General features: G+C 63.3%; 25 protein-coding genes and 1 pseudogene. 12 read left to right on the top strand and 14 right to left on the bottom strand.

Features of this window, described 5'->3' with window-relative positions; genetic code table 11:
* Window positions 1–52 precede the first annotated feature (52 nt).
* Complete coding sequence (locus J6497_RS08815) at window positions 53–1,531, bottom strand: protein adenylyltransferase SelO (protein ID WP_225703866.1); 1,479 nt, start codon at window positions 1,529–1,531, stop codon at window positions 53–55.
* A gap of 190 nt (window positions 1,532–1,721) precedes the next feature.
* Here J6497_RS08815 and aspS point away from each other — a divergent pair, with 190 nt between their 5' ends.
* Window positions 1,722–3,494 (top strand): aspartate--tRNA ligase, encoded by a 1,773-nt coding sequence (aspS, locus tag J6497_RS08810; protein ID WP_225703865.1) that lies wholly within the window; start codon window positions 1,722–1,724, stop codon window positions 3,492–3,494.
* 106 nt (window positions 3,495–3,600) lie between these two features.
* On the opposite strand, the gene J6497_RS08805 is transcribed toward aspS, so the two are convergent.
* Window positions 3,601–5,580: an aq_1923 C-terminal domain gene (locus J6497_RS08805; protein ID WP_225703864.1), complete on the bottom strand. Its 1,980-nt coding sequence runs from the start codon at window positions 5,578–5,580 to the stop codon at window positions 3,601–3,603.
* Between the two features lie 244 nt (window positions 5,581–5,824).
* On the opposite strand from J6497_RS08805, the gene J6497_RS08800 reads away from it, so the two are divergent.
* Complete coding sequence (locus J6497_RS08800; protein WP_225703863.1) at window positions 5,825–8,134, top strand: NADP-dependent malic enzyme; 2,310 nt, start codon at window positions 5,825–5,827, stop codon at window positions 8,132–8,134.
* Window positions 8,135–8,238: 104 nt separating this feature from the next.
* The gene (locus J6497_RS08795; protein ID WP_225703862.1) at window positions 8,239–8,691 is read left to right on the top strand and encodes a DoxX family protein; all 453 of its coding nucleotides are present in this window, start codon (window positions 8,239–8,241) and stop codon (window positions 8,689–8,691) included.
* 118 nt (window positions 8,692–8,809) lie between these two features.
* Here the strand turns inward: J6497_RS08795 and J6497_RS08790 are convergent, their stop codons facing one another.
* The 3 genes and pseudogenes from J6497_RS08790 to J6497_RS08780 all read right to left on the bottom strand — a co-directional run bounded on the left by J6497_RS08790 (window position 8,810) and on the right by J6497_RS08780 (window position 11,103).
* Complete coding sequence (locus tag J6497_RS08790; RefSeq protein WP_225703861.1) at window positions 8,810–9,367, bottom strand: dihydrofolate reductase; 558 nt, start codon at window positions 9,365–9,367, stop codon at window positions 8,810–8,812.
* Window positions 9,368–9,381: 14 nt separating this feature from the next.
* Window positions 9,382–10,383 (bottom strand): polysaccharide deacetylase family protein, encoded by a 1,002-nt coding sequence (locus J6497_RS08785; RefSeq protein ID WP_225703860.1) that lies wholly within the window; start codon window positions 10,381–10,383, stop codon window positions 9,382–9,384.
* Between the two features lie 143 nt (window positions 10,384–10,526).
* Window positions 10,527–11,103, bottom strand: a pseudogene (locus J6497_RS08780) (glutathione peroxidase).
* Between J6497_RS08780 and J6497_RS08775 the strand changes: the two are divergent.
* Entirely contained in the window at window positions 11,003–11,239 is a 237-nt protein-coding gene (locus tag J6497_RS08775; RefSeq protein WP_225703990.1) for a hypothetical protein, read from the top strand. The pseudogene J6497_RS08780 and the gene J6497_RS08775 sit on opposite strands and share 101 nt — an antisense overlap.
* 6 nt (window positions 11,240–11,245) lie before the next feature.
* Here J6497_RS08775 and J6497_RS08770 read toward each other — a convergent pair whose 3' ends face one another.
* Window positions 11,246–12,856, bottom strand: coding sequence for a L,D-transpeptidase (locus J6497_RS08770; protein ID WP_446479924.1), 1,611 nt, complete (start codon window positions 12,854–12,856; stop codon window positions 11,246–11,248).
* 290 nt (window positions 12,857–13,146) lie between these two features.
* Between J6497_RS08770 and J6497_RS08765 the strand changes: the two genes are divergently transcribed.
* Window positions 13,147–13,629, top strand: a complete 483-nt coding sequence (locus J6497_RS08765) for a CreA family protein (RefSeq protein ID WP_225703979.1) — start codon at window positions 13,147–13,149, stop codon at window positions 13,627–13,629.
* Between the two features lie 12 nt (window positions 13,630–13,641).
* Here the strand turns inward: J6497_RS08765 and J6497_RS08760 are convergent, their stop codons facing one another.
* Complete coding sequence (locus J6497_RS08760) at window positions 13,642–13,857, bottom strand: hypothetical protein (RefSeq protein WP_225703858.1); 216 nt, start codon at window positions 13,855–13,857, stop codon at window positions 13,642–13,644.
* Between the two features lie 456 nt (window positions 13,858–14,313).
* On the opposite strand from J6497_RS08760, the gene J6497_RS08755 reads away from it, so the two are divergent.
* Complete coding sequence (locus J6497_RS08755) at window positions 14,314–14,475, top strand: hypothetical protein (protein WP_225703857.1); 162 nt, start codon at window positions 14,314–14,316, stop codon at window positions 14,473–14,475.
* A 36-nt stretch (window positions 14,476–14,511) separates the two neighbouring features.
* A complete protein-coding gene (locus tag J6497_RS08750) occupies window positions 14,512–14,925 on the top strand; it encodes a hypothetical protein (RefSeq protein WP_225703856.1) in 414 nt (137 codons plus the stop codon).
* A 200-nt stretch (window positions 14,926–15,125) separates the two neighbouring features.
* Here J6497_RS08750 and J6497_RS08745 read toward each other — a convergent pair whose 3' ends face one another.
* The 3 genes from J6497_RS08745 to pdxR are packed head-to-tail and all read right to left on the bottom strand — an operon-like array spanning window position 15,126 to window position 17,054.
* Window positions 15,126–15,380, bottom strand: a complete 255-nt coding sequence (locus J6497_RS08745; protein ID WP_225703855.1) for a DUF6719 family protein — start codon at window positions 15,378–15,380, stop codon at window positions 15,126–15,128.
* 5 nt (window positions 15,381–15,385) lie between these two features.
* A complete protein-coding gene (locus tag J6497_RS08740) occupies window positions 15,386–15,538 on the bottom strand; it encodes a hypothetical protein (protein WP_196237334.1) in 153 nt (50 codons plus the stop codon).
* Window positions 15,539–15,569: 31 nt separating this feature from the next.
* Window positions 15,570–17,054, bottom strand: coding sequence for a MocR-like pyridoxine biosynthesis transcription factor PdxR (gene pdxR / locus J6497_RS08735; RefSeq protein WP_225703854.1), 1,485 nt, complete (start codon window positions 17,052–17,054; stop codon window positions 15,570–15,572).
* 74 nt (window positions 17,055–17,128) lie between these two features.
* Here pdxR and J6497_RS08730 point away from each other — a divergent pair, with 74 nt between their 5' ends.
* The gene (locus J6497_RS08730; protein WP_225703853.1) at window positions 17,129–17,851 is read left to right on the top strand and encodes a pyridoxamine 5'-phosphate oxidase family protein; all 723 of its coding nucleotides are present in this window, start codon (window positions 17,129–17,131) and stop codon (window positions 17,849–17,851) included.
* A 71-nt stretch (window positions 17,852–17,922) separates the two neighbouring features.
* Window positions 17,923–19,200, top strand: coding sequence for an ArgE/DapE family deacylase (locus J6497_RS08725; protein ID WP_225703852.1), 1,278 nt, complete (start codon window positions 17,923–17,925; stop codon window positions 19,198–19,200).
* Window positions 19,201–19,294: 94 nt separating this feature from the next.
* Here the strand turns inward: J6497_RS08725 and J6497_RS08720 are convergent, their stop codons facing one another.
* Entirely contained in the window at window positions 19,295–20,083 is a 789-nt protein-coding gene (locus tag J6497_RS08720) for a cobalamin-binding protein (RefSeq protein WP_225703851.1), read from the bottom strand.
* Between the two features lie 221 nt (window positions 20,084–20,304).
* Between J6497_RS08720 and J6497_RS08715 the strand changes: the two genes are divergently transcribed.
* Window positions 20,305–20,703 (top strand): PaaI family thioesterase, encoded by a 399-nt coding sequence (locus J6497_RS08715; RefSeq protein ID WP_225703850.1) that lies wholly within the window; start codon window positions 20,305–20,307, stop codon window positions 20,701–20,703.
* A 167-nt stretch (window positions 20,704–20,870) separates the two neighbouring features.
* Window positions 20,871–21,488, top strand: a complete 618-nt coding sequence (locus J6497_RS08710) for a GNAT family N-acetyltransferase (RefSeq protein WP_225703849.1) — start codon at window positions 20,871–20,873, stop codon at window positions 21,486–21,488.
* 61 nt (window positions 21,489–21,549) lie between these two features.
* Here the strand turns inward: J6497_RS08710 and J6497_RS08705 are convergent, their stop codons facing one another.
* Entirely contained in the window at window positions 21,550–21,852 is a 303-nt protein-coding gene (locus tag J6497_RS08705; RefSeq protein ID WP_225703848.1) for a hypothetical protein, read from the bottom strand.
* A 278-nt stretch (window positions 21,853–22,130) separates the two neighbouring features.
* On the bottom strand, window positions 22,131–22,829 hold the full coding sequence (locus J6497_RS08700) for a DUF2161 domain-containing phosphodiesterase (protein ID WP_225703847.1): 699 nt from the start codon (window positions 22,827–22,829) through the stop codon (window positions 22,131–22,133).
* A gap of 189 nt (window positions 22,830–23,018) precedes the next feature.
* Between J6497_RS08700 and J6497_RS08695 the strand changes: the two genes are divergently transcribed.
* The gene (locus J6497_RS08695; RefSeq protein WP_225703846.1) at window positions 23,019–23,726 is read left to right on the top strand and encodes a hypothetical protein; all 708 of its coding nucleotides are present in this window, start codon (window positions 23,019–23,021) and stop codon (window positions 23,724–23,726) included.
* Window positions 23,727–23,738: 12 nt separating this feature from the next.
* Here J6497_RS08695 and fabG read toward each other — a convergent pair whose 3' ends face one another.
* Window positions 23,739–24,419, bottom strand: a complete 681-nt coding sequence (gene fabG, locus J6497_RS08690) for a 3-oxoacyl-ACP reductase FabG (RefSeq protein ID WP_225703845.1) — start codon at window positions 24,417–24,419, stop codon at window positions 23,739–23,741.
* Between the last annotated feature and the right edge of the window lie 45 nt (window positions 24,420–24,464).

Raw genomic sequence — 24,464 nt, 5'->3', positions numbered from 1 at the left:
CCAACGACTGAAGGGGCGAATTGTTGCTAAACAGGAATGCGACCAAGCTATCTCACGTTCCGCAGAAGGTTTGCAGCACGCGTTGACCGGGCAGCGGCGGGTCAGCGTAGGCAGCATATTGCGGCTGGTCGTCGTAGGGTTTTGACAGCACCGTCAACAGTTCCTCGAACGGTGCGTAGTTGTCATCGTTCGTCGCAGCCGCAATCACCGCTTCGACGCGGTGATTGCGCGGGATGAAGGCGGGGTTGACGGCGTGCATGGCGGACTGGCGCTTGGACGGCGATTGCGGCTCAAGTGCGAGGCGGTCGCGCCAGCGCTTGGCCCATTCGTCGAAGGCTTGCGGATCCATGAACTGCGCGCGGACCTTCTCATCTGCTGATGCATCCAGAGCGGCGTCGCCGAGGCGGCGGAAGGTGAGGGTGAAGTCGGCCTGGTTTTTTGCCATGGCTTCGAGGAAGTCCTGGATCAGCGCCTCGTCGCCGTCGCGCTCGGTGAAGAGGCCGACCTTCCTGCGTAGACCGGCCACGTAGGCCGCGCTGAACTTCTCGGAGAAATCACCAAGGATGGACTGCGCCTGCTCGACCGCCTTCTCCTTGTCGTCAGAGAACAGCGGCAGCAGGCATTCGGCCAGACGCGTCAGATTCCAGAGCGCGATCCGCGGCTGGTTGGCATAGGCGTAGCGGCCCATCTCGTCGATCGAGCTATAGACCTGCGCGGGATTGTAGTCGTCCATGAAGGCGCACGGGCCGTAGTCGATGGTCTCGCCTGAGATCGAGGTGTTGTCGGTGTTCATCACGCCGTGGATGAAGCCGACCAGGAGCCAGCGCGCGATGAGTTCGGCCTGGCGGGCAACGACGCCTTCGAGCAGCGCGTGATAGGGGCGATCGGCTTTGGCCAGGTCCGGATAGTGCCTGTTGATCACGTGGTCGGCGAGGGCGCGCACGCCATCAGCATCGCCGCGGGCGGCGAAGAACTGGAAGGTGCCGACGCGGACATGGCTCGCTGCCACACGCGTCAGCACCGCGCCGGGAAGCGCGGTCTCGCGGATCACTTGTTCGCCGGTGATGACGGCGGCGAGCGAACGCGTGGTCGGAATATCCAGCGCGAACATCGCTTCGCTGACAATGTATTCGCGCAGGACCGGACCGAGCGCCGCACGGCCGTCGCCACGGCGGGAGAATGGGGTCGGGCCGGAACCCTTGAGCTGGATGTCGCGGCGGACGCCGTCGCGGTCGATGACCTCGCCGAGCAGGATGGCGCGGCCGTCGCCGAGTTGCGGAACGAAATGGCCGAATTGGTGGCCGGCATAGGCCATCGCGATGGGATCGGCGCCTTCGGGCAGGCGCTTGCCTGCGAGGATTTCCGCACCCTCCGGGGTTTCCAGCAGATCCGGATCAAGCCCGAGTTGAACCGCAAGCAGCCGGTTGAGCTTGATCAGGCGCGGAGCGGCAACCGGGGTGGGCGCAACGCGGGCGAAAAAGTTCGCCGGCAGCGCCGCATAGGTGTTCTGGAAGGGGAAATGCACCGTCATAGCCTAAAGATAGGCTCGGGCCGCCAATAGGCAAACACTTCGCGCCAAGGGGCCGAAAATGTCCGGTTCGGGCGCAAAACAGGGCGTTCCCTCGGTTGCCGCCCCTCGCGGCCTCGGGTAAACCCTGCGCAAATTCAGGCAGGCCATTGGCCGCCCGATTCGAACCCTCCGACATCTGTTTGGGAAGTCCATGCATCGCTACCGGTCACATACATGCGGCGCGCTCCGCGAGAGCCATATCGGCGAGACGGTCCGCCTTTCCGGCTGGGTCCATCGCGTTCGCGACCATGGCGGCGTGCTGTTCATCGACCTGCGCGACCATTACGGCATCACCCAATGCGTGGCGGACCCGGATTCGGCAGCGTTCCACGATGCCGAGAAGCTGCGCTCCGAATGGGTGGTGCGGATGGACGGCAAGGTCCGCCGCCGCCCTGAAGGTACCGATAATCCGGAACTTCCGACCGGGCAGGTCGAGATCTATGTCAGCGAGATCGAGGTGCTCGGCCCCGCCGCCGAGCTGCCGCTGCCGGTGTTCGGCGAGCAGGAATATCCTGAGGACATAAGGCTTAAGTACCGTTTCCTCGACCTGCGTCGCGAGAAGCTGCACCAGAACATCATGACCCGCGGCGCGATCGTCGATTCCATGCGCAAGCGGATGAAGGAGCAGGGCTTCTTCGAATTCCAGACGCCGATCCTGACGGCATCCTCGCCAGAGGGCGCGCGCGATTTCCTGGTGCCCTCGCGCATCCATCCTGGCAAGTTCTACGCGCTGCCGCAGGCGCCGCAGCAGTACAAGCAGCTCATCATGATGTCGGGCTTCGATCGCTATTTCCAGATCGCGCCCTGCTTCCGCGACGAGGACCCGCGCGCCGACCGCCTGCCGGGCGAGTTCTACCAGCTCGACGTCGAAATGAGTTTTGTGACCCAGGACGACGTATTCGCAGCGATGGAGCCCGTCATCACTGGCGTGTTCGAAGATTTTGCCAAAGGCAAGCCGGTGACGAAGAACTGGCCGCGCATTCCGTTTGCCGAAGCAATCCGCAAATACGGCACCGACAAGCCCGATTTGCGCAACCCGATCGTGATGCAGGAGGTCTCCGAGCATTTCCGCGGCTCCGGCTTCAAGGTGTTCGCGCGGATGCTGGAGGACCCGAAGAACCAGGTGTGGGCGATCCCGGCGAAGGGTGGCGGCAGCCGTGCCTTCGCGGACCGCATGAACTCCTGGGCGCAGGGCGAAGGCCAGCCGGGACTCGGCTACATCTTCTGGCGCGAAGGCGGCGAGGGCGCCGGTCCGCTTGCCAACAATATCGGCCCCGAACGGACCGCTGCGGTTCGTGAACAGCTCGGCCTTCAGGAAGGCGACGCGGCATTCTTCGTCGCCGGCGAGCCCGACAAGTTCTGGAAGTTCGCCGGCCTTGCGCGGACCAAACTTGGCGAGGAGCTGAACCTGATCGACAAGGACCGGTTCGAGCTCGCCTGGATTGTCGACTTCCCGATGTACGAGTACAACGAGGAAGACAAGAAGATCGACTTCTCGCACAACCCGTTCTCGATGCCGCAGGGCGGATTGGAAGCGCTGCAGACGCAGGATCCGCTGACGATCAAGGCGTTCCAGTACGACATCGCCTGCAACGGCTACGAGATCGCCTCCGGCGGCATCCGTAACCACAAGCCGGAAGCGATGGTGAAGGCGTTCCAGATCGCGGGCTATGGCGAAGAGGACGTGGTCGAGCGCTTCGGCGGCATGTACCGGGCCTTCCAGTACGGCGCGCCGCCGCATGGCGGCATGGCAGCAGGGCTCGATCGCATCGTGATGCTGTTGTGCGGCACCACGAATCTGCGCGAGATCTCGCTGTTCCCAATGAACCAGCAGGCGGTCGATCTCCTGATGGGCGCGCCGTCGGAAGCGACGACCAAGCAGCTCCGCGAGCTTCACATCAGGGTCAACCTGCCGAACAAGTGATGCTCGTAGCCCGGGTGGAGTGGAACGCGTAACCCGGGGCATCTGCGTCAGAGTTTACGAGCGGTCCCGGTTACGCTGGCGCTCCACCCAGGCTACGGCACTCGGCTCAGAGCCCGGTCGACGCCTCGATGCGGAATTGCGCGAGCGCGATCAGCGGGTCGGTCTTGAGGAGCTGAACGAGTTGGAGTCCCGGCACCTTGCCGAGTGGCGTCAGCTTGATGATCAGCGTTTGTCCCGGGGTCTCGACAAAGCGGATCACGGCGTCTACCGCGGCGGCGGCGTCGGGGTTGGCGGCGGCGATGGTTTGGCCAAACGCCTTGATCTGGTCGGTGATGGCGCCTCTCGCGGCCTCGCGACTGACGTTCCGAGCGCCGGCATATTGCGCGACCGCAAGATCGACGCAGCCGCTGTCGCGCAAGGTGAACTCGATGGCTCCTGCTTCGATCTGGGTTGCCATGTTTGCGGCTTGTGCCGGATCGGTGGAGAACACACCACGCGGCACATTGGTGAGCGCAACGCGGGCCGATGCTTTCACGAGGTTGCCGATCTCGAGCCTCGCGGGCGCGAGCACGAAGGCGCCTGACTGCTCGGTCCAGCCTGCGCCGAGATCGATGTCGATGGCCGCCCGGTCGATGCCGGCCGCCGCAAGCGGCTGCATCGCCGGATCGGTCGCATCGATCGGAACGTTCAGCTTCGCGACCAGATGCGCCTTGCTGGGGACGGGGCCGACGAACTGGCCCCAGCCCAGGCTGATGGTGTCGATGTTGATGAGCTTGTTGGTATTGCGGAAGGGCGTGGCGGCGCCCTTGATCTCGACGCCTTCGAACACCCCGAATAACCTAAAGATCTCCTCCGGCGTGGGCTTCGACCCTGCGTTGGCGCGCGCCGCGAAACGCATCAGTTGCGGGATGTCGAAAGAGTTCAACGCAAAACGGTCGAACCTGAACGGCCCCTTTGGCGTCTCGACCTCCAGTCCCTCAAGCGCTAATTGGCCGCGGCCATCTTCCAAATTGGCGCGGATCGCCGCCAGCTTGAAAGGTCCTTGCGGCGTCCGCATCGCGTGTCCGCGCAATTCCGCATTGCCGATGCGAATGCCCTCATAGAGGCCGGCCATCTTCTCCATGACCTCGCGCGCCTGGGCCTGGGTCGGAGGGCCGGCTCCGGGCTGCGGCATGAGCGCGAAGATCGCCCCCAATTGCAGCCTTGAGGGGCGTACCGCGATATCGTCGATCGTGATGCTGTCGATCTGCGCCCTCATGCCCTTGTCGGAGGTCAGCACATAGGGGCCGGCCGAGACTTGCCGGTAGACGCGGTGATAGCTGTCGTCGTTCGACCTCTCGGGATCGAGCACAGTGCCGGCCGCTGTCGCGTCGAAATCATGCGCGACGAGATTGGAGAGAGTGCCGGTCAGCTTCTCGCGCCGGCCCGCCTGTGGCGCGTTCACCGCGAAGGTGAACCCGTCCACTTTGGTGCTGGCGACCTTGCCATCCTTAATGTCCTGCAGCGCAATGCCCGAATAGGCGAACTCGCCGCCGCCTAGCGTCCCCGCGCCGTCATTGATCGTGCCGCTCAGCGAGGGGATTGTGACCGACGAGGCGGCGACGACGGTGAATTGCTGGAGCGCAAAGCGATAGATGTCGATCAGGGATTCCGAGGCCGGCAGTTGCGCCGGGCTGGAGGGGCCGGAATAATCCTTCACTGCGAAGCGCGGCACCTTGTAGGTGACCTTGGCCGGTACCTGGTCGGTCACCTCCGTTGCCAGCTCGATGTCGGCCAGTTCGATGCTTTCGGCGGAGACGCGCGCCCGATCGGGCTGGCGGATGCCGGTGGCGATCAGGCTTGCGATCTTCAGCCGCGCCGGTGGTTGCGCCGCAGATTCGGCTATGATGTCCACGACTGTGACGGTGCGCGCCAACATATCCACCGTCACCTTGCCGTGACTGGCCTTGCCGCCGGCGGCGCGGACCTGCGCGAAGGCCGCCTCGATGCCGCTGGTCATGCGATGCTGCACGTAGAGATTGAAGCCGAGCAGGCTGGCCGCGGCGACCACGACCGCGGCGATCAGGCCGATCAAAATCCGTATCATCCACTCAGCTCCGAATTTCGATCATGCGGGGAACAAATTGCCATGTTCTCAAGGAGATGACCCGGGAAGGAAAGGGCGATAAGGCTTCAAATATTGCGCCGCCGGACGGTTGTTGACGGGGGTGCTATCCGATGTTGCATCAAGGGGGCTCGGCGTGCTTCACATCCGGGCTCTATCTACCGGACAACTGGCCTTGTTAGACCCGCACAGAATAAGAGCTTGAGGCCGGAAACGCGAGAGTACGATGTCATCCTCTTCTGAAGATCTTCATTCCGCGGCGCTGGCCTATCACCGGCTGCCGCGACCGGGCAAACTTGAGATTCAGGCGATCAAGCCGCTCGCCAACCAGCGCGACCTCGCGCTCGCCTATTCGCCTGGCGTGGCCGCAGCCTGCACGGAGATCGCGAACAACCCCGCCGAAGCCGCCTCGCTGACGGCGCGCGCGAATCTGGTCGCGGTGGTCAGTAACGGTACTGCAGTGCTCGGGCTCGGCAATATCGGCCCGCTGGCCTCGAAGCCGGTCATGGAAGGCAAGGCGGTGCTGTTCAAGAAATTCGCCGGCATCGACGTGTTCGACATCGAGATCAAGGCCGACACGATCGAGCGCGTGGTCGAGACGGTGGCGGCGCTGGAGCCGACCTTCGGCGGCATCAATCTGGAGGACATCCGCGGGCCTGAATGCTTCGAGATCGAGACGCAGCTCAAGGAGCGGATGAAGATCCCGGTCTTCCACGACGACCAGCACGGCACGGCCATCATCGTGGGCGCTGCCATCGTCAACGCGTTGCTGCTGAACGGCAAGAAGCTCTCCGAGGTGAAGATCGTCTGCTCCGGCGCCGGTGCGGCCGCGATCGCCTGCCTCAATCTGCTGGTGTCGATGGGGGCGCAGCGCAAGAACATCTGGGTCTGCGACATCGACGGCGTCGTGCATGAGGGTCGTAACACCTTGATGGACCGCTGGAAGGCTGTCTACGCGCAGAAGACCGATGCGCGGGTGCTGGCGGACGTGATCGGCGGCGCCGACATCTTCTTAGGGCTCTCGGCGCCGAATGTGCTGAAGCCGGAAATGGCAAAGCAGATGGCGGAGCAGCCGCTGATCATGGCGCTCGCCAACCCGGTGCCCGAGATCATGCCGGACGAGGCGCGGAAAGCGCGCCCCGACGCCATGATCTGCACGGGACGTTCGGACTTTCCGAACCAGGTCAACAACGTCCTGTGCTTTCCCTTCATCTTCCGCGGCGCGCTCGACGTCGGCGCGACCGCGATCAATGAGGCGATGAAGCATGCGGCGGTGGACGCGATCGCGCAGCTCGCGCGCGATCCGCCGTCCGATGCGGTGGCATCGCGCTTCGACAGCGGCGAGGCGCAGGGCTTTGGGCCGGGCTCGCTGATCCCGAGCCCATTCGACCCGCGCCTGATCCTGCGCATCGCGCCGGCGGTGGCGAGGGCAGCGATGGAATCGGGCGTGGCGACGCGGCCGATCAAGAACTTCGATGAATATACCGCGCTGCTCGAGCGCTTCGCCTTCCGCTCTGGTCTTGTCATGAAGCCGGTGTTCGCCAAGGCCAAGACGCAGCCTGTGCGCGTAATCTATGCCGAAGGCGAGGATGAGCGCGTGCTGCGCGCCACGCAGGTGGTGCTGGAAGAGAAGCTGGCGCGGCCGATCCTGGTCGGGCGGCCCTCGGTGGTCGAAACCCGCATCAAGCGGTTTGGCCTTGCCATCAAGGCCGGCAAGGATTTCGACCTCGTCAATCCCGAGGACGACCCGCGCTACCGTTCCTATGTGCAGTCCTATATCGAGGCTGCCGGACGGCGTGGCGTGACACCGGATGCCGCGCGCACGGTGGTGCGTACCAACAACACGGTGATTGCGGCGCTCGCGGTGGTGCGCGGCGAGGCCGATGCCATGCTGTGCGGCGTCGAGGGCCGCTACATGAGCCATCTGCGCCACGTGCGCGAGATCATCGGCTTCCTGCCTGGCGTCAGCGACTATGCGGCGCTGGCGCTGATGATCTCGACCAAGGGCGCCTATTTCATCGCCGATACGCAGGTACGGCCGAATCCAAGCCCGGAAGAGCTCTCGGAGATGGCATCGCTCGCGGCGATCCATGTCCAGCGCTTCAGTCTAAAGCCCAAGGTCGCGTTCGTGTCGCATTCCGATTTCGGCAGCTACGACACCGAATCCTCGCGCAAGATGCGGCGCGCCACGCAGTTCCTGAAGGAGAAGCATCCGGAGATCGAGGCCGACGGCGAGATGCAGGGCGACACCGCGCTGTCGCAGACCATGCGCGATCTGGTGCTGCCGGGCTCGAAACTGGAAGGCGAGGCCAATATCCTGATCATGCCGAACCTCGATGCGGCCAATATCGCCTACCAGATGATCAAGTCGCTGGGCGACGCGCTTCCCGTCGGCCCGATCCTGATCGGCCCGGCCCGGCCGGCGCATATCCTCACGCCGTCGGTGACGGCGCGAGGTGTCCTCAATATGACGGCGGTCGCCGCCGTCGAGGCGCAGGAGCGCGCGGGCCGCGCACAGCCGACCTTGTTCGGCTAGAAGGCAAGGAGCATTCGGTACAGTCGGATTCGATTGCTCGCAGCGGGCGGAACGACCATAATCGTTCCGCGCTTGGTTCATGACTGCGATCAATGGGGACGACCATGCCGGGGTTCATTGCTTTCGGACGAGTCTTGTTCGCCGTGCTGTTCATCTATTCGGGAGCAAGCAAGCTGCTGGCGATCCAGGCGACCGCGGATTCCTTCGCAGCCAAGGTCACCATTCCCGAATTTGCAGTATCCTATGCGCAGCAGCTCGAAAGCATGGCGGGAATGCCGATCATGCAATTGATTGCGATCTCGGTCGGGGCGTTCGAGATCATCGCCGGCCTGATGATCGCGCTGAACTGGCTGGTACGCTTCTTCTCGATCCTGCTCATCATCCTCGTGATCGGCGCGACCTACTACTTCCACGATTTCTGGAATCAGCCTGCGCCAGACAATGCCCATACGCTGATGGAGGCGCTGAAGAACCTGTCGATCATCGGCGCGCTGTTCATCCTCGCCGGCTACGGCCGAACACCCCGCAACGCCGAGGCTGCCTACGGCGACGTCTAACTAGAGAGAGGTGAAGAGAGCTTGTAGCCCGGGTGGAGCGGAACGCATAACCCGGGACGCTCTGTCCGTGTTGCGAGCGGTCCCGGGTTACGCTGGCGCTTCACACGGGCTAGGATACCTAAGCGTCGCGCCGCCACGGCGTGACGGTGACATCCTGATCCGGCTCCAGCAGCTTTGGCTCGCCGGGCTGCAGGCCGTGGGATGCGAGGATTTGCTGCGGCGAGCGGGCAGGGACGCCGGGAAAACAGGGCTCGCCGTCGGGCAGCCTCACCCGCGGCGCCTGCGACAGCCAGAAGGTGTCGTAGCGGTCCATGAACATATCGAACACCGAAGGGCCGCCGATGATCGCGACGGTCCCGGAGGTGACGCCCGCTTTCGTGCTCGTCGTCTCGAACGAGGCGCCGGCAGGATTCCAGAGCGTGGCCATCGGATTTGCGGAATCGGACGCGGTGGCGCGCACCTTGCGCGTTACGATGATGCGCTTTCGCTGCGGCGAGTTCGGCTGGTCCTCGTATGAATTGCGGCCATGCACGATCAAGTCGGCGCGATCGAGCGCGGCCGAGAAGAACTTCTTGTCGCCCTCGAACTTCAATTCGTTCGGCATCACGTTATCGGCGTTGGCCAGCCGTCCATCGGCGGAGACGATGACATAGCCTTCGAAACGCAACGCCGGCACGATGACGCGTGACGCTATTCGGGGACCGTCGTTACGACACTGTTGACCGGCCGCGCGGTCACCGTCGGCAGCTTGGCGTCCTTGATGAGCTCCTGGTCATATTGCGGCAGCGTCTGCACCGGGAATTTGGCGCGCATCGCGACGACCTTGTAGCCGCCAGCCTTCAGGCGACTCAACAGTTCGGGCAGGGCTTCCGCGGTGTGCTTCTGGAAGTCGTGCATCAGGATGATGCCCTTGCCGAGCTTGTCGACCTTCTTCATCACGGTGTCGATCACCGCCTGCGGCTTGCTCGCCCTGAAGTCGAATGAGTCGAGGTCACAAGAGAACATGGCGATGTTGCGGGTGCCGAGATAGGTCACCATTTCCGGCGGATGCTGCAGCGCCGGGAAGCGGAAGAACGGTGCCGGCGAGACGCCGAGCGCCCATTTGACCGCGGAGAAACCCTTCTCGATCTCATCCTTGCGCTGGTCCTCGGTCAGCTTCTTGTTGTTCAGGTTGGCATGCGACCAGGTGTGGGCGCCGACGGTGTGTCCGGCGTTGTAAACCTGCTTGAGGATCTCGGGATGGTAGGTCGCGTGTTTGCCGATCGGGAAGAAGATGCCGGTGGTGCATTCGTCCGCCAGCGCCTTCAGCACGGCAGGCGTGTTGGTCGGCCACGGGCCGTCGTCGAAGGTGAGGACCACTTCGTGGTCGCGCAGGAAGTCGAGCTGCTTGAAATGCTCGAAGCCGAAGCCGGGGCCGCCCGTGGTGTCGATCTCGACTGTGCGACCGACGCCGAGTGCATTCGGATTGTTGCAAGGAGCGCGCGCGGGCTGCGGTGGCTGGGCGGGGGCTGCGGCAGGAACCGGCGCAGGTGCCGCCTGCGGAGCGGCCGCCTGCTGTGCAGGAGGCGGAGCGGCGTTCGCGCCCTTGGTGGGGGGAGCAGCTTTGGCGGCGGGTGGAGTCTGCGACCAAGCCGCAGTCGACGAAAGCAGCGAAACCGCACCCGCAAAAATCAGACCTGCCGCAATGCGCATGGTTGTGTTCCCTAGAGCTATCGTGCGGATAGAGGTATCCAACACCCGCCGAACTGCCTCCTACCTCAACTAATAGTAGCCTAGATGCTCGTCACCCGCCAATGCAACGGGGGCCGGCTTCCTGCACAGGTTAATTGCGGAGATCAAGCCGCCGCCAGCGCCCGCGCGATGGTGGTCTTGACCCCTCGTGTCCTCCGGCGGAACCTGCTCAGGGAAGACGTCGGCGATATAGCCGTCGCGTCCGATCAGATATTTGTGGAAGTTCCAACGCGGGACATCCTTCGGGCGTGCCTCGGCAGCCCATCTGTAAAATGGATGTGCATTGGGACCCTTCACCACGGCCTTGGCTGCGATCGGAAAGGTGACGCCATACTGATGGTGCGCCGTCTCAGCGATCTCGTTTGCTCCGCCAGGTTCCTGGCTGCCGAAATCGTTCGAGGGGATGCCGATGACGACCAGGCCGCGGTCGCGGAACTCTGTCCACAGGGCCTGCAGCCCTGCATATTGCGGGGTGAAACCGCACAGCGAAGCGGTGTTGACGATCAGGAACGGATGGCCCGCATGCTCGGCGAGGCGGATGTCGCCGCCCTGCAGCGCCGGAAAGGAGAAGGCATAGGCCGTGATTCGGCTCATCGCCGGCTCCGCCTGCAAGGTCCGGGAGCACAAAGGTTCGGCCAGTATCGCCACTGCACCCCCGACGAAGATCCTGCGGCTGACCATGGCCATTCCCCTTCGCCATGAAGATTCGTGGAACAATAGCCCGACCAGACAGGATGCCGCTTTCAACAAGCCGTTACGGCAGCACTCGGGGCCCGACGGATTTTCGGACCTGCGCCGTTGGCGCATCCCGGAATGACAAGACCTAGCGCAGCGGGATGATGAAGTCGGTGCCTTCGCCGGTTTCGCCCTGGTTGGCGCCCAGGTCGGAGACGATGATCGAGCCGCCTGACGTGAGCGCTTCATTGATGCGCGCCATCGTGTCCTGCGGGATGGTGATGCGGTCGAGCGCTTCCGCCGGGCTGCTCGCGAGCGGCTGCGGCTTGACCTCGGCGGAGGCGGCAGTGGCGCGGCGGCGTCGTGCCGGATAGGCATCCTGCTCAAGACGCGCCGCGGCGCGCACGGTCGGCAGCGAGACGACCGACCAGCGCAGCAGGTTCGGATCGCTCTTGTCGACCTGGGCAGTGAACACATGCGTGCCCAGCGGCCGGTCGCCAGGCGCGATTACGACGGGCACCTCGAACAGCGGCGCAAAGTTCTGCCGCACGTAGAGCTTCGAATCCTTGCGGCTGATCAGGACGGCGATCTGCCCGGTCCGCTTCGGCGGATCGAGCTTTGCCGCGCCCGGCAGACGTGAAGGATCCTTCTTGACCTCGGCAGTGGGCGCATCGACCGGCTCGGCGGCCTCGGCCGGTTGCTCGGCAGTCTTTGGTTCAGCCGGTTTTTCTGCGTCGACCTTAGGCGCATCCTGCTTGATCGCTTCGGCCGTCGTCTCGCCCTTCGGGCGTTCACCGGCGGGCACTTCGGTCTTCGAAGCTTCCGTGCTGGCGGTAATCTCGATTGGGTTCTGGTCGGCGTCGGCGGATTTCGCCACGCCGATTGTGCCGTCGTTCAGTTCCACATCGGAAACGGTCGCCGCTGCGGTCTTGGTGAAGGCAGTTTCGATGGCGTCCGCGGTATGAGTCGGCTCGCGTACCGACGCCTGCAACTGGGCATGACCCACGGTCGCTCGCAACTCGAGACTGTTGGTCGGCCTGATCTCCGCTCCCTTGTCTCCCTTGACGCCGGCCGGGGCGTCCACCTTCGGTTCTTCCGCAACCGGCTGCGGCACGACCTTCTGCGTGGCCAGCAGCGGATGCGAAAAGGCCGTGGGCGTGATCTCACCGGGCGTGATGATGACGCGCGCGCCCATCTTGGTCCAATTCCACATCTTGATCGCGAATGCCGTCGGCATCCGGATGCAGCCGTGCGAAGCCGGATAGCCGGGCAGCACGCCGGCATGCATGGCAACACCCGACCAGGTGATCCGCTGCATATAGGGCATCGGCGCGTTGCTATAGATGTTGGAGTGATGGAATTTGTGTTTCTGGATGATGCTGAAGACGCCCATCGGGGTGGAGTGGCCCTTCATGCCGGTGGAGACTGGGCTCTCGGCAAACAGACCGTTCGCGTCAAAGACGCGCATCTTCTGGTTCTGGATCGAGACCGTGATGATCAGCGGCGCCTGCGGCTTGGCGCCCGTCTCCTTTTGGGGAGTTGCGGACTTTGCGGCGGGCTTGCGCGGCTTCTGCCGTCGCGGCTGGATCTGAGGCTCGGGCTGATAGTAATAGCTGGGATCGAAGTCACGCCAATAGTAGAGCGCGGCATTGGCCGGCGACGCGGCGCCGAGCGTGCCTAGCATCGCGAGTATCGCGATCTTCCAAGCCCGTTCATTTGCAGTTTGCAAAGTCGACATCCGACGTCCGCTCACGCGCATAGCCCTTAAGTCCCAGTCCAATGTTGGTTGGTTGTCGCAGACGCGAAATACGTTCACCAGCACAGGTACCTTAACCCTTCTGTGATCGCGGCGCTCTCGCGGAAAGCGTAGCAAAAAAGCCTCACATTCGGTTAAACCGGCACCGGGCTTCTCGGTGCCTGGAGTCTTCTCGTGCGGCCTTTTCGCCATACATAGGCCGCGCCAACAACATAGCGGAGCCATTTATGCGCGCCAAAGCCATCACTTCTCCTCAAACGCCTTGGAAGAGGCTGGCTTTGGCCACACTCGTCATGACGCTGGGATTGGCAGAGGCCGCGTCGGCTGCCGACGAGCCCGACCTGATCTTCCGTCGCTCCACTGTGTTCAAATGGATTTCGCCCAACGACAAGCTCGCGACCTACGGCGTCGACGATCCCGAGGTTGAGGGCGTGGCCTGTCATTTCACGGTGCCGGAGAAGGGCGGCTTCAAGGGCTGGCTAGGATTGGCGGAAGAAGTCTCCGACATCTCGCTGGCCTGCCGGCAGATCGGCCCGATCCGCTTCAAGGACAAGATGAGTCAGGGCGACGACATGTTCCGTCAGCGCCGGTCGCTGTTCTTCAAGAAAATGCAGATCGTCCGTGGTTGCGATGCCAAGCGCAACGTGTTGGTCTACATGGTTTATTCGGACAAACTGATCGAAGGCTCGCCGAAAAACTCGACCTCATCCGTGCCGATCATGCCCTGGGGCGCAGCCGACGCCAATGTGCAGAAGTGCGGCGACTTCATCCAGTAGTGGCGGGAAGGGCTAGAACTGCCTCTTCTTCAGGTCTGATCCTCGCATTCCGGCCTGAAGACGGGCTTGGGGATCACGACAGCCGACGAGGCGCACAAGCTTCTGCGGCGCGCATTCGTTGTCACCCATGACGTGGCTGTCCTGCTGCGACATCGCACCGGTCATCTGCTGCTGGCCGGGTTTGCGGGTCGGGGTTTCCTTGCCAACATCGATGTTGTCATTGCCCACGACTGCGATCCTTCGTTGGATATGTGGAGAGGACTAACGCGCAACCATCAACAAAGGTTGCGAGTTGTTCGACTGAGTCGACCGAGTAAGCTGTTGGGTTCAGTCTGCTGCCGTGCTCCTAGCGGCCAAAGATTAAGAACTCGCGACGTTTGCGTTCAGCGCACATCGGTAGTGTAGCGCCAAACCGTGGTTGCCGGCGTTGACCTATGTCATTCGCGCCGTGAATCATTTCGTCGCTGATGTCGAGGCAGGGCTCGGGGCGCTGGTGCACGAGAATTGCGGGCCACTGAAATCATTGGATTTTTCGCGTCATTGTTTCGTCGCGTAGAGCCGACGAAACAATTTGGCAGTAGAACGAAACCATTTTTGGCCTTTGGCGCAGATGTCTGGAAACAGGGCTTGATTATCAAACCGGCAACACGACGGCGGGGACGCTGGAAGACCGGAGACAGTCAAATGCGGACGATCAGCTTCATCCTTGCCTTCGCCTTCGTCCTGGCTGGACCCTCGATGGTCGGGCCCTTCGACGGCGACCTTCCGGGCATCGGCACCTTTTCGTATATGGGGTCGCCGACCGCAGGCGCCGCGACGCAGATGATCGTCGTTGCCGCCAACTGAGCGTCGTAGAGAAGTCTGCAAGAAAGCCGACGGTCAATGAACTGCAACCTATTGCGCTCCTGCCTCGCCGTTATCGCTGCATTGATCGTTTCTACCAGTTCTGCGCACGCGCAGGTGCCGGCAACGCTTCAGACTCAGCCGGTGCAATTCCGTACTCTGTTCAAGGTGCTGCCCGACCCGCGCGGTGAATTCGTCCGCTTGTGCGCACCCCACATGCTCGGCCGCTGGGCGCATCCGGAAACCGTATGCGGCTGCCTGCACGACTATGCCGCCGCCAGCGTCGAGGATCCCGACCTGCGCGAAGCCTTGCTGCGCGGCATCAGCGAGACCGGCGTGCCCACCATCGAGACCGACTGGGTGCCACCGTCAAAGCAGTCCGAGATCGGCCCGACCTTCACCAAGATCGCCAGGCCCACGCTGCAGTGCATGTTCGATCCGGCGACGGAGTGAGGCGTTTCTTGACCATCCCTCACGACGTCATCGCCCGGCTTGACCGGGCGATCCAGTATTCTGCGGCGTTGAGTGGTGCGTGCGACTGACGATGTCGGTTACTGGATGCCCCGCCTGCGCGGGGCACGACGGACACCGGGACTCTTGTTTCGACGCGTTTTTTTTCGCGCGAACCGGTATCCACTTCGCTCGAAAACGCTTTAGCGCCTCTTCGTGCCGAGGCGCGGGACGCATTTGCGCACGCGCGTCACGCCATGGCTCGTCATCTGCGAGCCCGAGACTTCCTTGATCTGGCCCGCGGGGCACGATCCGTCGTCGACCAGCACGCGTTGGCCCAGTCGCAAATCGACGATGTCTTGCTCGCGTCCCACCACCTGGGCTGACGCCGGCAGCGGCGATGCAAGCCAGCCAAGCAGCACGATGCAGCCGATGCGCAGAACTTTTCTCGATATCATCAGTATCACTTGCCTTGGATCTTCAACCCGTCGGGGCCTACGTTGATCTGGAAGCCTTCAGGCTGCTTCTTGGCCTGGTAGAGCTGGTAGCTGAGCACGCCGATGACGGCGAGCAGCACACCGATGATCAGATACAGGACGTTGCGATTGCCGGGCATCCGGTATGTCCGCCGTGACGACTTTTCACCTTCACCTTAGTGAGGCGCCAGCGATTCTCATAGGGCGGCGCTTCCCGCGCAGCGCGGCGAGCGCGGCCTTCGCCAGACGTTCGGCCGATACTCTCAGTTGCGGAAGCTCATGGCCGGCAAATCCCAGCACGAAGCCGGGCAGGGGACGCGCGCGATGATAGGTTTCTGCGAGCAGCCAGCCGTGGACGCCGGCCGCGCTCTTGGCTTGAGGCGCTACGAGCGGCTCAGTCGATGGATCGAACCGCGCCACCAGATGCAGGCCCTGCGAGGGCACCGGCACCGACAATTCACCATCCGAGGCCTCCGACAGCGTCGAGGCCAGCATGTCGCGGGCTTCGCGGTAGAGCCTGCGCACCTTTTTCAGGTTTGCGGCGAAGGCGCCGGAATTGAGCATGTCGGCGACGGCACCTTCCATCAGCGTGCCGGGAAAGCGGTCGAGCGCGGCGCGAGCCGCCGTCACTGGACCGATCAATTTTTCAGGCAATGCGCAGTAGCCGATGCGCAGTCCCGGGAACAGCGTCTTGGCAAACGTGCCCATGTAGATGACGCGCCGGAGATGATCGATGCCGGCGAGCGACAGCAAGGGAGCGCCGTCATATCGGAACTCGCTGTCGTAATCGTCCTCGAACACAAAGGCGTCGGCCGCCTTGGCCCAGTCGAGTAGTTCCAGCCGACGCGGCATCGACATCTGCACGCCAAGCGGAAACTGATGCGACGGCGTCACATAGGCCGCGCACGCTGCCGGTGCGCGGCTACGGCCGTTTGCGACCACCATGCCCGATGCGTCGACCGGGACCGACACGGCGCGGTAGCCGCAGTGCTCGATGGTCTTCCGTGCGATAGGGTAACCTGGATCTTCGCACCAGACCTGGTCGCCGGGCTTCAGGATCGCGCTGAGAACGATGCGCAAGGCATGCAGCGTGCCCGAGGCCAGCATGATCTGCTCGGGATCGCAGCGCAGTCCACGCGCCGAGAGCAAGTGATCGGCGATCGCGGCGCGGAGTTCGTGGCTGCCGCGGGGATCACCATAGTGGAGATGCTCGGTGCCGAACGCGCGCATCCGTCGTCCGACAAAGGCCCTGAAGCGCTGCAGGGCGCGCTCGTCGATATGGGTACAGCCGAGCGCCAGCGCACCTTGCTGTGGCGCGTCGATCATGACTTTCGGCTTTGTCGCCTGGCCCGATCGTGCAGGGATGCGTGTCGCGACGAACGTGCCGGAGCCTGTGGTCGCCACCGCGAACCCGTCAGCAATCAAACGCTCATAGGCGGTGACGACCGCATTGCGGCGAAAGCCGGTCTGCCGTGCCAGCGTGCGGGAGGGCGGCAGCGGCTCGCCCGGTTTGACGATGCCGCCGAGGATGGCGTGGCAAAGCGCCTGATAGAGGCGCTGCTGGGCGGAGGCGCCTGGTGTGACGTGCTGTCCGGAAAGGTCGAGCGGCAGCTCGGCCTTGCGCGGCGATACAGAATTGGTCGAAATTTTTCGCATGGAATTGGCACTATCGCAGACCAAATCCGACGCTACAACTGTTTCGAAACGTTCAAATCCGAACAGGAGCTGCCGTGAGCGAAGGTGCTGCCGCCTCATATCCGCTGTCCCCGCGAAATCAGGTGAAGCGCCGCCATGATCGCGGCTTCTACGATCAGGCAACCGTACACCGCATCCTCGACTCCTCGATGCTGTGCCACGTCTCCTACGTGATCGACGGCCAGCCCTATTGCACGCCGACCTTCTTCTGGCGGGAGGGGACGAAGCTGTACTGGCACGGCAGCAGCGCGAGCCGCATGCTGAGGAACCAGTCCGCGGGCCAGAGGGTCTGTCTCACGGTCGCGCATCTCGACAGCCTGGTGCTGGCGCGCTGCGGCTTCAATCATTCAGCCGACTACCGCGCGGTGATGGCGTTCGGCACGGCCTACCTCGTCACTGATCCCGATGAGAAGCAGCGCACGCTGGTTGCGATGGTCGACCGCTTCTTTCCCGATCGGACCGCGAGCCTGCGGCCGAGCAACACGCAGGAGATCAAGGCGACCTCCTTCATCGCAATGGAGATCGAGGAGGCGTCCGCTAAGATCCGCGCCAAGGGCGTGGCCGACGACGAGGAGGATTACGAGCTGCCCATTTACGCTGAGCGCATTCCGGTGCACACCGTGCTCGGCGCTCCGGAACCTTGCTCGCGGCTGCTCGACGGGGTGACGCGACCGGAATCGCTCAATGGCTATTCGGAAGGCCGTCTGCTCGAAGAAGCATTGCGAGATGCCTATTTTGCGCAGTACCGCGGTGGCTGAGATCACGCTATAGCGTTGCAGGCCAAGCGCCCGCACGCTTGATGATCGAACCCTGGAGTTGGAGCAGCCGCATGAATGCCGAGACGCCACAGAGAATCCTGGACGCCGTTGATGCCGGCTTCGATGCGCAGCTTGCGACCACCAAGGAATTCGTCGCGATCCCATCGACCCGCGGGGCGGAAGGTCCGTGCCAGGACATGATCGGCGATCTCTTGCGCGCGCGTGGCTATGAGGTCGACGACTGGCATATCAATATCGATGATCTGAAGGACCTCCGCGGCTTCGGCCCGATCGAGCATGATTTCTCCAGGGCGCGCACGGTGGTCGGGACGTACCGGCCGCGGACCAATGGCGGCAAATCGCTGATCCTGCAGGGGCACTGCGACGTGGTGCCTACGGGCCCGCTCGACATGTGGGAGACGCCGCCGTTCTCGCCCACCGTCAAGGACGGGCGGATGTATGGCCGCGGCGCCTGCGACATGAAGTCGGGCACGATCGGCGCGCTCTATGCGCTGGATGCAATCAAGGCGGCGGGTTTCCGCCCGACGGGCCGAATCCACTTCCAGTCCGTGATCGAGGAGGAAAGCACCGGTGTCGGCGCGCTCTCGACCCTGCAGCGCGGCTATCGTGCCGATGCCTGCTTCATCCCGGAGCCGACCGACGGCAAGATGATCCGCTCGCAGGTCGGCGTGATCTGGTTTCGCCTGAAGGTGCGCGGCTTCCCGGTGCATGTGTTCGAGGCCGGCGCCGGCTCGAACGCGATCATGGCGGCGTATCATCTGATCCACGCGCTGGAAAAGCTCGAAGCCGAATGGAACGAGCGCGCGAAGGCCGACCGCCATTTCAAGGACGTCGCGCATCCCATCAACTTCAATCCCGGTATCATCAAGGGCGGCGACTGGGCCTCCAGCGTGCCCGCCTGGTGCGATGTCGATTGCCGCATCGCGGTGCTGCCCGGCTGGTCGATCGCGGAGTGCCAGAAGGAGATTTTGGCTTGCGTGTCGGCGGCCGCGCGCGGCCATCGCTTCCTCTCCAACAACCCGCCTGATGTGCAATGGTCGGGCTTCTTGTCCGAGGGCTATGAACTGACTGACGCGGCCGAGCCGGAAGCAGCGTTTGCGAAGGCGTTTGGCGCCATCTATGGCGGCACGGTGGAAGATCGCGCGTTCACCGCGCTGACCGATACCCGCTTCTACGGACTGAACTACAACATCCCAAGCCTGTGCTTCGGCGCCAGCGGCGCAGCGATGCATGGGTTCAATGAGTACGTCGATTTGGAGTCGCTGCGTAAATCGACCAAGGCCACCGCGCTGTTCATCGCGGAATGGTGCGGCGTGGAGAAGCTCTAGACACTCATCCAGAGTCGTAGGGTGGGCAAAGCGCAGCGTGCCCGCCTTGTCTTGCACCGACCGTGAATGGTGGGCACGCGTTGCGTTGCCCACCCTACGAATTTGACGGCCACAGCGCTGCGACGATCGCATCGAGTCCGTCGGTGAGCGCGGCCGGGCCCGGCTGCAGAATGATTGTCGACTTGATCTCGACGATGCGGTCGTTGCGCACGGCGGGAATGTCGCTCCAGCCGGGACGGTTGCGGATGCGATCAGGTACGACTTTCTTGCCGCACCAGGAGGCGAGGATCACGTCGGGCGCTGCCTCGCGCACCACTTCAGGCGCGATGATGCGGTCTTTCGCCGCCTTCTGGTGCCGCAGGCCTGGCAGCGCGTCTTCGCCGCCGGCGATCTCGATCAGTTCGGAGACCCAGCCGATGCCGCTGATCAAGGGATCGTCCCATTCCTCGAAATAGACTATGGGCTTCGGCTGTGAACGCGGAATCGCAGCAACGCTGGCGAGGCGATGCTCGAAATCGATGGCAAGCCGGTCGGCGCGCTCGGCGGCGCCAACCATAGCGCCTAGCATGCGGATCATCGCCATGATGCCGGCAATGTCGCGCTGGTTGAAGACGTGGACGTTGACGCCGGCCCGCACGAGATCGGCGACAATCTCAGCCTGGATGTCGGAGAAGGCGAGCACGAGATCCGGCTCGAGCGCCAGGATTTTCGGGATGTCGGCCGAGATGAAGGCAGCAACGCGCGGCTTTTCGCGGCGGACCTGCGGCGGCCGCACCGCATAGCCGGAGACACCGACGATGCGGTCCTGCTCGCCGAGCAGGTACAGCGTCTCCACGGTCTCCTCAGTGAGGCAGACGATCCGGCGGGGAGGGAAGTTGCGCATCGGAAACCTCTATCGTTGGCTGCCCCAAAGCGTGATGACTTTTCTTCGAATCGTCATCCCGCTTTGGCTCTTTGTCTGAGCATGATCTTTTCGGAAAACCGGTTTCCACTTTTCCGGATCATGCTCTGTCACACCGGCCATTACCTCCGACGTCATTGCCTGATTTACCGGCTCCGTCCATTCTCTGCCGCGATCGGGCGCACAACAAAGCGGGAGGACGCATGACGCCGCTGGAGAAGATCCAATCGATGAAGATGCCGTTTGCGGAACTGAAGGGCGTCACCTTCACGGATGCCGGCAAGGACCGCGTGGTGGCGAAGATGATGGTGCGCCCGGACCTCTGTACGCTGCATCACACCATCCACGGCGGCGCGGTGATGGCGCTTGCGGACTCGGTCGGGGCGGCGGCGACCGTGATCAACCTGCCTGAGGACGCCAAGGGAACCACCACGATCGAGAGCAAGACGAATTTCATCGGCGGCGCCAAGGAGGGGACCACAATTATTGCTATCGCCACGCCTGTACATCGCGGGCGGCGCACGCAGGTCTGGCAGACCCGGTTGGAAACCGAAGACGGCAAGCTGGTCGCCATTGTGACTCAGACGCAGATGGTGCTGTAGTTATGCGCGAGACCCTAAATTCATCAATAACTTCAATGTGAAAGATTAAGTGAATCTGGCTGCAAGAATTCAGTGAATCTGCGTACTTGAATTTCGTGTTGCGACGCACAATATTGGGCATCTAGGGAATCAACGCCTCCTCGAGGGCTGCCACGAGGGGCTATGGAATGAACTATGATTCTAAGCGTTCGGCGCCAGCCAAGGGCACCGTCCGCACTCTCCGCCAGTTGGAATTGCCGCTTCTGCGGGATCATCTGCTGAGGCTGGACCGAACCAGCCGCTATGATCGTTTCCATGGCTTCATGGATGATGGCTTCATCAAGCGCTACGCCGAGAAATGCGCCAATGACGGCACCGTCATCATCGCCTATTTCGAGAACGAGGTGGTGCGCGGTGCGGCCGAATTGCATCCGCCGGAGCAATCGCCGGATGGAGAACCGGAGATCGCCTTCAGCGTGGAGCGCTCGACGCGTCGCAAGGGTGTCGGCAGCATACTGTTCCGCAAGCTGATCGCGGAGGCGCGCGCGAGAGGCTACCGCTCGCTTCGGATCACCACCGGCGCGCAGAACGAGTCGATGCGGGCGCTCGCCAGCAAGTTCGGCGCGAACCTGACGTTCCGCCACGGCGAATCCACCGGCAGCATCGATCTCGCGCGGCACGGCCAGCCGGAACTGGCCCCCGCGGCGACAGTCGCTCCGCTGGAGGCAGCGCGCGCAATCGCCAATCTCAACCGCACTTATTGGCAGATGGTGTTCAAGATGTACGGCTGGGGCCGCGCCGCCTGACCGGCGCGCGGCTACGCCACTCCGCCTCGGCCGTTCGGATGAACGAATTGCGGATCGGAGTTCAGGTGCCGGTGCGCTTGTCGTTGCCGAACCGTCGGATCACGCGCCGCTCGACCACGACCGCGCGCTGCGCGCCTTGCTCGCCCGCAATCACGCGGGTCGCCGACCTCGCCATGGTGCGCGACGTCTTCTTCACCTCAGCCAGCACGTCCTCGTAAGGAAGGCCCATCAAGGCGGATGCTATCTCGGCTTGCTGCTCGAGGTCGTCGGTGATGCCGACGGCGGCGAAGATCGCTTCCTCCAGCGTCGGCGGATCGCGCCTCACGCGTCGGGGACCATATTTCGTTTGCCAGTCTTCGCTCATTGGGGCCTCACTGCGAGCGCGACGACAGCCTTAAGAATCGTCATCCACCCGCCTCCTTGTTTCGAGCACGATCTCCGCACAAACGCCTGGTGTCTGTCGCGAGGAAAAGCCGGTAGCTACTCTTTCCGGATCATGCTTTGGGCCGGATACCTAGGCGTCACGTTATTGCATTGCAATATGAATTGCACATGGCAATCCAGCCATGCACCGTAGACCTTCTTGAGTTCGCCTGCCTCATCGCGCGATCGTTACCGGTTATCCACCGCAATCGTGCGTCGCTACGCCATCGTCATTCGCACCGAAGTCGCCGACGCTGCGGAATCAACTGGTGGCTGCGGCCAGCGTTTCAACGCAGTGCGGCCTGCGTCGGTCAGCACATAGATCCCGCGCTCGGCGCGGTTGAACCAGCCGTAGACATTGTGCAGCAGGATCTTGCCGGCATCCGGAATATCGACCCGGAGGTCGCGGACACGCCGTGGCCCATCCGCGAGTGCCAAGGCGCAGGCGAGCGCCTGCTGGCGGTAGGCGGTCATGATCGGTGCGCGCGTGCTGCCGCCCATCACGGGATCGCCCTTGCGCCGATTGTGCTCGGCAACCAGGCGCGAGCGCTTCTTCGGATCGCGGCGCGGCGCCGTGGTCGGCGGCTTCACCAGCACCTCGACTTCGCCGGCGCTGGTCACGCCCAGCATGCCGAAGCCGAGGCGGCGGCAGAGATTGCGGTAGCGCGCATCACCTTCGCGGCCCTTGCCGCGCGTCGATAATTTGGCGGCGATCCAGATCTCGTCGCAGGCGCCCGCACGATCGACTGCCTGCAGGATCAGTTCCAGGTTGAAGGTGAGTTTCAGCTCACCGACCACCACGATCGGCGGATCATCGCCGCTGAGCGCTACCACGTCGCAACCGCCGATCTCGCCCTTCACCGTGAAGCCGAGCTTTTCGAGGAACCGTTTGACGGGCAGATAGAGCGAGGTTTCCACGCGCAAACACTCCAGTCGCGAAATGCCGCGACTCAATTTGCAGAAGTCTACCGCAAAGCGTTTGCCGGGACGGTGGCAAAACGGCTAGTGTTAGTGTGGGACAAGATCAAATGGCGATCGGTGAGCCTGCGCGAGCAAACGGTCCGCGCGGGAGCTGGCGCATTTGTCGCGTGAGAAGCAGGCGCCAGGGTGCTGCAGGGGCTGTACAAATTCTCGTTCAGGACGGTGCGGGGCACTGGCTGCGGCGTGATGTTCGCCACCGCCTCCGGCAAGCTCTACGGCGGCAATTCCGGTTCGTCCTTCATCGGCAGCTATACGGAAGAGGGCGGCATCATCTCGTCCGAGCTGAAAATGTCGCGCCACAACCATGACCCGAACTACGTGCCGATGTTTGCGGTCGACGACATCGTCATGATCTTCAAGGGCGCGCACAGAGGCGATGAGGTTCATTTCGAAGGTGAGACCAACGCCTTGCCCGGCATCGTGTTCACGGCGATCCTGACCCCGATCAACGACAAGGATGCGCCCGCGCCCGGCAAGGTCGGACCCGACGGCATTGGCAACGGGCTCTATTCCATCCATATCCGCATGCTCGATGGGCTCGACGGCGGCAATACCGGCGTGATGATGCTGCACGCCGGCCGCATCCGCGGCGGCGATGCTTATTTCGACTATATCGGCGCCTACACCGCCGCGAATGGCCGGTGGAAGGGCGAGATCGTCAGCCGCGAGCATACGCCGAGCATGGGTGAGCGGCCGCTGTTCGGCGGCCACGAGGTTGGTATCGGCTTCTCCGGTACGTACGATTCCGAAGGCGCCGAGGCCGAGGCTACCGCGCTTGCCGGAAAGCGCAGCATCCGCTTCAAGGCGCTGCTGAAGAAGCTGGTGGAGGCGTGAAGCTGAGAAGGTTTAGACGCGCCCGCTCACCGGCAACAGCGCGCCGGTGACCGCGCTGGCTGCGTCGCTGGCAAGGAACAGGATGACGTCGGCGAGTTCCTTCGGCGTCACCCACTTGGCAAAATCTGCCTTCGGCACGCTGGCGCGGTTTGCGGCGGTGTCGATGATCGAAGGCAACACGGCGTTGACCGTGATCTTGCCCTTGTGCTCGGCGGCGAGCGCTTCGGTCAGACGGTGTACGCCGGATTTCGAAGCCGCATAGGCGCCCATGCCGGCACCGGCCTGCAATGCACCGAGCGCGCCGATATTGATGATACGCGCGGCGCCGGACGCCAGCAGATGTGGAATCGCCGCACGCGAGGCGTTGAGCGCGGTCGTCACGTTGAGCGCATACATCCGCTGCCAGGTCGCGGGATCGCCGTCTGAGACCGTCTCGAAGGCGAAGCCGCCGGCGATGTTGATAAGCGCATCGAGCCGGCCGAAATGCGCCGCCGCCGCGTCGATCGCCTTCTTCGCCTGCGCGGCGTCGGTCAGATCGACACCACCGAGCTCGGTCCGGCTCGACGTCGGCGAAAGTGATGATGGCGCGTGATCGACGGCGGCCAGGCGTGCGCCCCGCGTCAGCGCCTCCTCAACGACCACCTTGCCGAGCGCACCCAATGCGCCGGTGACGACGATGACTTTTCCATTCATGAGACAGGCTCCGCACTACCCGGACGGACAGACTAAACTCAGCAG

Source organism: Bradyrhizobium cenepequi (genome assembly GCF_020329485.1).
GTDB lineage: Bacteria > Pseudomonadota > Alphaproteobacteria > Rhizobiales > Xanthobacteraceae > Bradyrhizobium > Bradyrhizobium cenepequi.
The sequence above is the reverse complement of the archived record's forward strand: the minus strand, read 5'-3'. Positions and strand labels throughout refer to the sequence as shown.

Coding starts and splice junctions, on each gene's coding strand:
- J6497_RS08805 (WP_225703864.1), bottom strand. CDS start 5,580: ATGATACGGATTTTGATCGGCCTGATCGCCGCGGTCGTGGTCGCCGCG.
- J6497_RS08745 (WP_225703855.1), bottom strand. CDS start 15,380: ATGATATCGAGAAAAGTTCTGCGCATCGGCTGCATCGTGCTGCTTGGC.
- J6497_RS08725 (WP_225703852.1), top strand. CDS start 17,923: ATGAATGCCGAGACGCCACAGAGAATCCTGGACGCCGTTGATGCCGGC.
- J6497_RS08770 (WP_446479924.1), bottom strand. CDS start 12,856: ATGCGCGTGAGCGGACGTCGGATGTCGACTTTGCAAACTGCAAATGAA.
- J6497_RS08755 (WP_225703857.1), top strand. CDS start 14,314: ATGCGGACGATCAGCTTCATCCTTGCCTTCGCCTTCGTCCTGGCTGGA.
- J6497_RS08815 (WP_225703866.1), bottom strand. CDS start 1,531: ATGACGGTGCATTTCCCCTTCCAGAACACCTATGCGGCGCTGCCGGCG.
- J6497_RS08705 (WP_225703848.1), bottom strand. CDS start 21,852: ATGAGCGAAGACTGGCAAACGAAATATGGTCCCCGACGCGTGAGGCGC.
- J6497_RS08800 (WP_225703863.1), top strand. CDS start 5,825: ATGTCATCCTCTTCTGAAGATCTTCATTCCGCGGCGCTGGCCTATCAC.
- J6497_RS08785 (WP_225703860.1), bottom strand. CDS start 10,383: ATGCGCATTGCGGCAGGTCTGATTTTTGCGGGTGCGGTTTCGCTGCTT.
- pdxR (WP_225703854.1), bottom strand. CDS start 17,054: ATGCGAAAAATTTCGACCAATTCTGTATCGCCGCGCAAGGCCGAGCTG.
- aspS (WP_225703865.1), top strand. CDS start 1,722: ATGCATCGCTACCGGTCACATACATGCGGCGCGCTCCGCGAGAGCCAT.
- fabG (WP_225703845.1), bottom strand. CDS start 24,419: ATGAATGGAAAAGTCATCGTCGTCACCGGCGCATTGGGTGCGCTCGGC.
- J6497_RS08715 (WP_225703850.1), top strand. CDS start 20,305: ATGACGCCGCTGGAGAAGATCCAATCGATGAAGATGCCGTTTGCGGAA.
- J6497_RS08795 (WP_225703862.1), top strand. CDS start 8,239: ATGCCGGGGTTCATTGCTTTCGGACGAGTCTTGTTCGCCGTGCTGTTC.
- J6497_RS08740 (WP_196237334.1), bottom strand. CDS start 15,538: ATGCCCGGCAATCGCAACGTCCTGTATCTGATCATCGGTGTGCTGCTC.
- J6497_RS08750 (WP_225703856.1), top strand. CDS start 14,512: ATGAACTGCAACCTATTGCGCTCCTGCCTCGCCGTTATCGCTGCATTG.
- J6497_RS08765 (WP_225703979.1), top strand. CDS start 13,147: ATGACGCTGGGATTGGCAGAGGCCGCGTCGGCTGCCGACGAGCCCGAC.
- J6497_RS08720 (WP_225703851.1), bottom strand. CDS start 20,083: ATGCGCAACTTCCCTCCCCGCCGGATCGTCTGCCTCACTGAGGAGACC.
- J6497_RS08710 (WP_225703849.1), top strand. CDS start 20,871: ATGAACTATGATTCTAAGCGTTCGGCGCCAGCCAAGGGCACCGTCCGC.